At 70.5% G+C, this 8,220-nt stretch carries 10 protein-coding genes; 6 read left to right on the forward strand and 4 right to left on the reverse strand.

The window, feature by feature from the left end; all coding sequences use genetic code 11:
- Positions 1 to 9: 9 nt before the first annotated feature.
- Both ACFWGN_RS16050 and ACFWGN_RS16055 read right to left on the reverse strand, forming a co-directional pair.
- The gene (locus ACFWGN_RS16050) at positions 10 to 576 is read right to left on the reverse strand and encodes a pyridoxamine 5'-phosphate oxidase family protein (RefSeq protein WP_377618135.1); all 567 of its coding nucleotides are present in this window, start codon (positions 574 to 576) and stop codon (positions 10 to 12) included.
- Between the two features lie 85 nt (positions 577 to 661).
- Positions 662 to 1,645 carry a DUF2804 domain-containing protein gene (locus ACFWGN_RS16055; protein WP_377618136.1) on the reverse strand — a complete coding sequence of 328 codons (984 nt, stop codon included), beginning with the start codon at positions 1,643 to 1,645 and terminating at the stop codon, positions 662 to 664.
- A gap of 156 nt (positions 1,646 to 1,801) precedes the next feature.
- On the opposite strand from ACFWGN_RS16055, the gene ACFWGN_RS16060 reads away from it, so the two are divergent.
- Positions 1,802 to 2,035, forward strand: a complete 234-nt coding sequence (locus ACFWGN_RS16060) for a hypothetical protein (RefSeq protein ID WP_377618137.1) — start codon at positions 1,802 to 1,804, stop codon at positions 2,033 to 2,035.
- 97 nt (positions 2,036 to 2,132) lie between these two features.
- Here ACFWGN_RS16060 and ACFWGN_RS16065 read toward each other — a convergent pair whose 3' ends face one another.
- Together ACFWGN_RS16065 and ACFWGN_RS16070 are read right to left on the reverse strand one after the other, a co-directional pair.
- On the reverse strand, positions 2,133 to 2,894 hold the full coding sequence (locus ACFWGN_RS16065; protein ID WP_377618139.1) for a class I SAM-dependent methyltransferase: 762 nt from the start codon (positions 2,892 to 2,894) through the stop codon (positions 2,133 to 2,135).
- A gap of 33 nt (positions 2,895 to 2,927) precedes the next feature.
- Complete coding sequence (locus ACFWGN_RS16070; protein ID WP_377618141.1) at positions 2,928 to 3,137, reverse strand: hypothetical protein; 210 nt, start codon at positions 3,135 to 3,137, stop codon at positions 2,928 to 2,930.
- 582 nt (positions 3,138 to 3,719) lie between these two features.
- Between ACFWGN_RS16070 and ACFWGN_RS16075 the strand changes: the two genes are divergently transcribed.
- From ACFWGN_RS16075 to ACFWGN_RS16095, 5 genes are all read left to right on the forward strand, one after another.
- A complete protein-coding gene (locus ACFWGN_RS16075; protein WP_191800656.1) occupies positions 3,720 to 4,397 on the forward strand; it encodes a PAS and ANTAR domain-containing protein in 678 nt (225 codons plus the stop codon).
- A 295-nt stretch (positions 4,398 to 4,692) separates the two neighbouring features.
- The gene (locus ACFWGN_RS16080) at positions 4,693 to 5,469 is read left to right on the forward strand and encodes a hypothetical protein (protein ID WP_377618142.1); all 777 of its coding nucleotides are present in this window, start codon (positions 4,693 to 4,695) and stop codon (positions 5,467 to 5,469) included.
- A gap of 44 nt (positions 5,470 to 5,513) precedes the next feature.
- Positions 5,514 to 6,431 (forward strand): DUF2637 domain-containing protein, encoded by a 918-nt coding sequence (locus ACFWGN_RS16085; protein ID WP_377618144.1) that lies wholly within the window; start codon positions 5,514 to 5,516, stop codon positions 6,429 to 6,431.
- A 158-nt stretch (positions 6,432 to 6,589) separates the two neighbouring features.
- Entirely contained in the window at positions 6,590 to 7,207 is a 618-nt protein-coding gene (locus ACFWGN_RS16090; RefSeq protein ID WP_377618146.1) for a hypothetical protein, read from the forward strand.
- Between the two features lie 169 nt (positions 7,208 to 7,376).
- Complete coding sequence (locus ACFWGN_RS16095) at positions 7,377 to 8,069, forward strand: hypothetical protein (protein ID WP_377618148.1); 693 nt, start codon at positions 7,377 to 7,379, stop codon at positions 8,067 to 8,069.
- The last annotated feature ends 151 nt before the right edge of the window (positions 8,070 to 8,220 follow it).

The raw sequence follows: 8,220 nt of genomic DNA on the forward strand, positions 1-8,220 counted from the left end.
CCGGTGTGCTCAGGACAGCGGAGAGATGTCCACCCCGGGCAGCCCGTCGATGCTCGTCGCGTTCTTCTTCTGCCAGTACGCGTCGAAGAACTCCGGGTCCCGTCGTTCGTGGTCACGGTCCAGCACGTCGCGGTCGCCCACGAAGTCCATGAACGGCACCGAGTACCCGCACGAGTCCGAGACACGGTCCACGTCGACCACGACGATGCCGCGCTGGCCGGTCTCGCGCTCCTTGGCGAACAGGGGGCGCAGCTCGTCGAACTCGGGCGTCCGGGCGAGCACGTAACGGCCACGACCGTGGAAGCGCACGATGTTGGGCGGTCCCTCGAACGCGCAGAACATGACGACGATGCGCCCGTTCTCCTGGAGGTGGGCTGCGGCCTCGGCTCCCGAGCCCGTGTAGTCCAGGTACGCGACCCGGTGCGGGTCGAGCACCACGAACGTTCCGCCCATGCCCTTGGGGGAGACGTTGACGTGCCCGTCGCCCGCGAGAGGGGCCGTGCCCACGAAGAACACGGGCTGGGACAGCACGAAGCGGGAGAGCCGGGGAGTGATCTCGTCGTGGACGGTCGCCATGACGGCAGTCTGGCACCGAGGCGGGCGACGCTCAGGTGACGTCCACGCCTCGAGGCGAGCGGCGCCGTCGGGCCTTGCGCCGTGGCTACCAGCGCTGCTGGGCCTCCTCAGCCCACCCGACCAGGCCGTCGAGGTCCACCCACGTGCCCTCGTCGGTGCGAGCGCGGCCCGACCACGTGCCGAAGCACTGGTGCGTCTCCGTGCCGACCACGAGCATCTCGGTGCGTGCGACCTTCTCGTGGAAGGGCGTGAACACGGCCTCGACCTCGTCTCCCGAGATGCGCCACGGGGCGAGCCAGTCGTCGCGGTCGTACTGCCAGTCGAGCTTCTGGCCGATCTTGTGGAGGCGGCCGTCGACGAGCAGGGCGTTCTCGGTCGAGCCCGTGCCGTCCGTCCACTTGTCACCGAGCTGGATGCCGCGGCCGTGCGCGCTGCCCGCGGCCCAGTTCCAGGTCATCGCGTACGGCCAGCGGCCCCGGCCGTGGTCGAGGACCGCGAAAGAGTCCTCGGCGCTGACCTCGTGCCGGGTGCCGTGGACCGTGAGCGAGCCGGAGACGGGCCGGGCCACGTCCTTGACCGTGTACTGGAAGAGCCGGTCGCTCCACGGGACCACGACGCCCAGCGACTCGTGCCCCGGCGGGAGCGGGATCGTCAGGTCGAGGCTCACGTCGTGGGACGCGGCGCGGATCCGCGTACCGGCCGGGTCCTGGTCGATGAGGATCGCGAGCTTCTTCGCGCGGGCCTCGGCGCGGCCGGCTCCGCTGGTCTCCGGCATCACGACACCGCGGGCCAGGGGCACGACGACGTCGGTCGCGGTCTCCTCGCCCGTCGCCCGGTCGAGGACGTACAGGCCGTGGACCCCCGCGTAGTCGATCGAGGACGCCACGACGCCGATCACGTGCGAGGGCGTCACGACTCCCCAGTACTCCCACCGCTTGGTCCGACCCCACCCGCTCAGGTTGGCGCGGTGCAGCGGGGTGCGCGTCCACCCGACCGCGTCCGGGTTCAGGCGCCCGTCCGGCAGGCACAGGTCGACCGGGGCAGTGATCTCGCGCTCGTGCGTCGTCATGTCAGGAGGCTACTGGTCGGTAGAGGGTCGGTGTGCCGCGGGTTCCTGCGGACGACACTGCGACGTTCGGTGTTCGCAACACGGACGAAACGAGGGAGTCCGAGCATAGGAGGGCAAGGCCCCGGCGACGGGGCCGCGACGACTGGAGGACGACCCGTGACCACACAACGCCCCTACTTCCTCGCCCCGACCAGCCCGCACCGGAGCAACCGCGCGACGCGCTCGGCCGGAGCCAACGGACGCCTGCCCCGTGTCGTCGAGGCGGCCGAGGCCGGCGGCAAGCCCGTCCGGCGCGCCAACCCCGGCGACGAGCGGACGATCGACCCCGCGGACCGCAGGCGGCGTGCACGCGCCGCGCTGGGCGACCTGACGCGCGGCCTCGGGATCTGAACCTCGTCCGGCTGCTGACGGCGGGTGTCAACGGAGACACCGCTGCATCCCGGCGCCCGTACGCCGGGACCTCGCCGTCGCCGACCGGTGATCCGACCTAGGCCGGCTTGCGGGCCTCGATGAGGAACCGCGTCGTCGTCGCGACGAACGGCCCCTCGGCCTGGATCTGCTCGTGCAGGGCCTCGAGCCGGGGGCGGTACGCCTCGACCGTGAACCCCGGGAGCATCCAGATCACCTTGCGCAGGAAGTAGACGACCGCGCCGACGTCGAAGAACTCGGTCCGCAGCTCCTCGAAGCGCAGGTCCACGACCTCCAGACCTGCTGCTCGGGCTGCTGCCCGGTCGTCGTCGGGGTGGCGACCGTTGCGGACCTCGTCGGGCTGCGGGCCCAGGAAGAACTCCACGAGCTCGAACACGCTGTACGGGCCGACGTGCTGCGCGAAGTACGTCCCGCCCGGCGCGAGCACCCGGGCGATCTCTTCCCACCACGGCCGGACCGGGTGCCGGCTCACGACGAGGTCGAACGCCTCGTCTGCGAACGGGAGGGGCGGCTCGTCCGGGTCCGCGACGACCGCGACCCCCAAGGGGTGCAGGAGGCGGGTCGCCTTCGCGACGTTCGGAGGCCAGCCCTCGGTCGCGACGGTCAGGCGGGGCAGGTGCGGGACGCTCGCGAGGACCTCGCCGCCGCCCGTCTGCAGGTCGAGCGCCGCGCTCGCAGCGCGCATGCGTTCGCCCATCGAGCGGGCGTAGCCCCATGAGGGGCGCTGCTCGGTCGCGCGCCCGTCGAGCCACGAGAAGTCCCAGCCGTCGACCGGGACGGATGCCGCCTCGGAGACAAGGTCGTCGAAGGTGCGGGTCATGTGGCGAGTCTGACAGGAGGGGTGGCGGGGCCGTCAGTCCTTTCCGGCGTGGTCAGCGACGAGGGCGACGATCACCACGACGGATCCCCAGAACGCGAGGCCGGCACCGAGGGCGATCCCCATGCCGTGGGCGCCGTTGCTCGCGCGCCCGCGCTGCTCACCCGAGCGGACCGACCACGCGGCGCGAGCGGCGAACGAGACGCCGAGCACCACGAGGACCAGACCGACCAGAACCCATACCATCGCACCACTCTGCACACAGGTCTGAGGCGCCCGCAATCGGAAGAAGAATCCGGTATGTAGTGGTTTACGACAGGCTGAGGCTTCCCCGCATCAGACCCTAGTCGGAGGGCGGAAACCGTGGACGCGGTGCTCACGGGGCGGGATTCCGGTCGGCCGGATCCGCGGCCCGAGGAGCGGACGGGGAGGGCTCGGCGGGGCTGATCCGCGGCGTGGGACGGCCGCTCGCCGAGCCCTCGAAAGAGGCTGCGCGAGGCGCGAGGACTGGTTGAAATCGGAAGGACTTTCTCCCTTCGCCCGTCAGGCGAGAGCGATTCGTCAACGCCCGGGAGGAGGGGGTAATGTCTTCCTCGGTGGCGCGAAGTACCCCCTGCATCGCGCCACCACCTAACGTTCCACGAAGCCCCCGTTCGGCCCCGGCCGACGGGGGCTTCGTCGTTCGCGGGCACCGGTGCCCGTGCGCAGCGCCCACGGACCGTGATCGCCCAGGACGGCCGTCCTCGCAGGTGAGAGGTCGGAACCGGGCTAGGATCACCGAGGAGTCTGGAAGTAGGCCCGCTCCTTTCCCATGCCTTGGGGGCCTACTTGACCACTTCGTACAACCCGGCTCGACGATTCGACCCCACGCTCGCCGAGGCGCTGCTGCGCGGCGCACCGCAGCCCGTCGGCCAGTTCGTCCTCGACGTGTCGGACCAGTCCTGGTGGTGGTCGGACGAGCTCTACGCCATGCACGGCTTCCGCCCTGGCGACGTCCTGCCCACCACGGCCCTGATGCTCGCGCACAAGCACCCCGAGGATCGAGCGCGCGTCGAGGAGGTCCTGCTCGTCGCCGCGACGACGGGCGAACCCTTCAGCTCGGTCCACCGGATCGTCGACGCGCAGGGACGCACGCGGACGCTCGGCGTGGTGGGACGCGGGCGGGTCGACCGCCGGACGGGCGAGACGACGCACGTCTCGGGCTACTTCCTCGACCTCACGACGACGCAGCGCGAGCTCGCCCAGCGGGAGGCGACGGCGGCGATCCGGGCGTCGTCCGCGAGCCGTTCGACGATCGAGCAGGCCAAGGGGGCGGTCATGGCGATCTACGGGCTCCCCGCCGACGAGGCGTTCGACCTCATGTGCCACCACTCCAGCGTGACGAACGAGCCGTTGCGCGAGATGTCGCGCCGGCTCGTCGTCGAGCTCACAGCAGGAGGGACAGACGGGGTGCTGCGACGGGCCGACCTGGACCGGTTCTTCGAGGGGAAGAGGCCGGTGCGGTAGCGCGCGACGGTGGGCCCCGTGGGACTCGAACCCACAACCTACGGATTAAAAGCGCAATGACTCCCGTTCGGCGTCCGTAGGTACGAGTCGGTCGTGGCGGGTATCGGTGCAGGTCAGGCGCGATATCAAGCCGAGAGTGGCCCGGTCTGGCCAGGCGCCTCCAGGCCCACTCCTGCGTCTCTCTGCGCCTATTCTGCGCCTACTGCGCTACAGTGGCGCCACAAACGAAAACGGCCCCGACGAGTGTTGGACGCACTCAGCCGGGGCCTCACCACTGAAGAGTTAGGGCTCTCCCATGGCTGGGATCAACGCTATCAGCCTGCCGCCGGCATCGCCGCCGCCCGCAGCGCCCCCCCGAATCAACGCCCACGCGTCCCTGTGGCGCATCGTGGACACCCTCGCCGCCTCCGGGTGGGGAGACCTGCGTGAAGCCCCGCAGGCCGTCCGCTCCTACCTCCTGGCGATCGCCCAGCTCGCCGACCAGAAGTCCGGCATCGCCGAGGTCACCGACGCCCAGGCCGCCGAGCGCGCCGGCATCTCCCGACGCTCGGTGATGCGCGCTCGTCACTGGCTGCAGGACCAGGGGCTCGTCGTGATGATCCGCCGAGGCGCCCGCCAAGGCCTGCGCGGCGTCGCATCGGTCTTGTCCGTCACGAAGACAGCGCTCGTGGCCCTCCTGCCCGGTGCTCGGACCGCCAAGGACGGGCGCGCTCGACGACGAGCCGAGACCCCCGGAGGGGCCCGCCGACTCATCCCCAACGTGACAGCACGGCGCCCCTTCCCCTCCTCTGGGAGGAAGACAGCCGCAACCGCTACGCGTGGTGTGCGGCATGGCCTGTCGGCCCTACAGGCCGAGCTCTCTTCCATCACGGAGCGACGCTCCGTGATCGAACCCGACGACGTCGCCAGCGACGAGACGCCGACGCGACCGCAGGTCGCACCTCGCGCCGTCCAGGAAGAACTCCGAGCCCTCGCCCAGCAGGCAGCAGCGAACCCCGTCCAGGCATCAACCCTCGCCCAGATCCGCGCCGACCTGCAGGCCCGCTCCGAAGCCCGCAAGGCACGCCGATGAACGCCCAACCTCAGTCGTACCGCCCCGACACGGAGAGGCCCGCCATGACCACCCAGAGCACCGCACACAGCCCCGCACGCATCAACCCCGATCGCACGGGCACTCTGGTCGTCGTCCTCCTCCTGATCGCCGCCCTCATCAGCGCATCCGCGGCACTGTCCTACGCCGGGCTGTCGTCCGTCGCACCGTGGGCGGGCATCGCGCGCGACATGGCGTGGCTCGTGCCGGTCTTCATCGAGGGCGCGATCCTCGCCTACACCGGCGCCGGCATCGTGCACGCCGCCCGCGGCGAGAAGCGCGGCGCCCGACAGGCGTGGAGCTGGGTCACGCTCTGGACCCTCGTCTCCTCCGCCGCGAACGGCGCTCACGCCTGGGACGCCGGCCCCGGCGGCTGGCAGGGCATCGTCGGCGTGGCCCTCGCCGCGCTCTTCCCGATCGGGGTGCTCATCGCCGTGCACACCGCGGCCGGCCTCATCGTCGCGACCGTCACCGTCCCACAGCTCACACGCGCAGCCGGGGCGCACAGTCCTGTGGACGAACCTGTGGACACGAACAGCGGGACGGACGGACAGCCCGGCGGACACCGGACGGACACCGGCGCCCGGACACCAGACCCTCTCGTCGTGCTCGAGGAGATCGAGCAGGCCGCGAGCGCCGACGTCGAGCCCGTCGCAGCGCCGGTCGCCGTGACCGTGGCGGACGGACAAGCGGACATCCAGACGGACAGCGGAGCGGACAGTGTTGCGGACAGGCGGGCGATGTCCGTTCGGCCAGTGCATCGAGCACCCGGGGCGGTCGAGGCCGTCCGTCCGCAGATCGAGACCCTCGCCAGACAGGGGGTCAGCGGACGAGAGATCGCGCGACGTCTGGGGGTCGGGCCTACGCGGACGTGCGAGATCGTCCGTGAGCTCAAGACTGCTGGCGAGCGGTTCGAGCTGGTGCAGGAGGTCTACCCGGCGTGAGCGGCTGCGAGGGGTGCGCGGCGACGCGTGCCCCTCGCGGATTTCACCCGTGCGAGCCCTCGCGGGGCGGTGCTGCTGGTCCTAGCCTGCTAGCCATGAAAGCGGGGGGCAGACGGGCTGTGGCGCATGTGGTGCTCGCCGTGGGGATCGTGGCGAGCGTGACGAGCGCGTCTCCGGTCGTGGCGAGCCAGGGCGAGGCGTGGCCGTTCGTGGCCTACGCGTCGACGGGCCCGGAGACCTGCACGCCGAGTGGCCCGCTGGGTGCTGTCGAGGCCGACGCGTGGGAGGAGATCGAGCGACTCGGGTCGCTCGGGCTGCCGGTGTGTGACGCGGTGTGGATCTTCTGGCGCGGCGAGAAGATCGGCAACCGCACGGGGGTCGCCCTGGTGAGGCACTCGGACGAGGACCCGAGGCCGGCGATTTGGATCGACGCCGACATCGACCATCACGGCGCGCCCAACCCGGACGGGGTCGACGCGGACCACCTGACGGCCGCGGTGCGCAGTACGGTGCGCCACGAGTTCGCGCACGCCCTGACCTACCTGTTGGGTGCGGACGACCTCGACGGGGATGCTGCCGCGCTTGGCGCGCTCTTCCCGGGGGCTCTTGTGGGCGATCCCGCGTTGCCGGGGTTGGAAGCGGCCGCCGAGGCGATCGCCGAGGAGCTCACGCCGGCGGACGAGGTGCGAGTCGTGTACTACGACGAGGAGATCTCCCCGGGCAACGCGGCCAACGCTCGAGCGATGCTCGCGCTCGTCGACGGCTACCGAGGCTGACAGGCGCCGCAGAGGCAGGTCTAGGCGGCCCTGACCCAGAGGACGCGCCACCCGTCCGGCATGTCTGCTGCGAGCTTGGCGCGGGCGTCGTCGTAGGTCGGCGCCTCGAGTGAGCCCTCCCGGGGCAGGAGCGTCTTGCGTCCTGCGCCGGTTGCCCTACGCTGCCCACATGACGACGTTGCCAACCCCTCGCACTCGACTCCGGGCCCAGTTGCGTGCGTCGCTCAACCGGTTCTTCGCGCGGCTCGAGCGGGCCACAGATGACGAGCCCTGGCGTGTGCGTCGCGAACCGGGCCTGAGCGTAGAGACGAGTCGACCACGAAAGTTCGAGAACTACGAGCGCCTTGTGCAACTCTCCCAAGAGCTCAAGCATCTGGTTCCCAACACGACATTGGTCTTCACGGTCGGCCGCACCCCAGTGGTCACACCTCCAGACCTCGATGAAAGCGAGACAGTGCTCTGGCTCTCGCAGCGCCCGGAACAGCCGCGACGACGGGTAACCATCTCGGCGTCGGCCAGCGCGGATGCTGCGGATCGCACGCCCTGGCAACTGGATATCGCCAACGTTGACGGCTTGAGCACACACCTCTCAACGGTCAGAACGCCGATCACCCTGCATGATGACCTGAGGCGCCTTGCCCTGGAGTTCACAGTGCCAATGACGGGGCGGGAGGTGCGGCGCGGCGCTCCCGTGCTTCCAAGCGCAGACCTCAGAACCGCTGATCAGTTCGCCCACGAACTGGAGGTCGCTCGGGATGCTGCGAAGATCGGCGGACGACGCGGCCTCATCGCTGGAGTTATATCCGGCGTGGTCTCAGGCGTTGCGACCGTCTGGGCTACGAGCCCCAGCTCGCCTTTCTAGCGTAGGGCACGAGTTGCTCAGCCGGGCGGAAACAACAAACAGCCCCGCCCTCCCGACTTGAGTTCTAGCAGTCGTCGCAACGCCCGACCTTCGGGGATGCGATGGACTTTGAGATCAGACCCCTGCGAGCACCGCAGGGCAGGCGGAAGCT

It is taken from the genome of Oerskovia sp. NPDC060338, assembly GCF_042726295.1.
GTDB lineage: Bacteria > Actinomycetota > Actinomycetes > Actinomycetales > Cellulomonadaceae > Oerskovia > Oerskovia merdavium.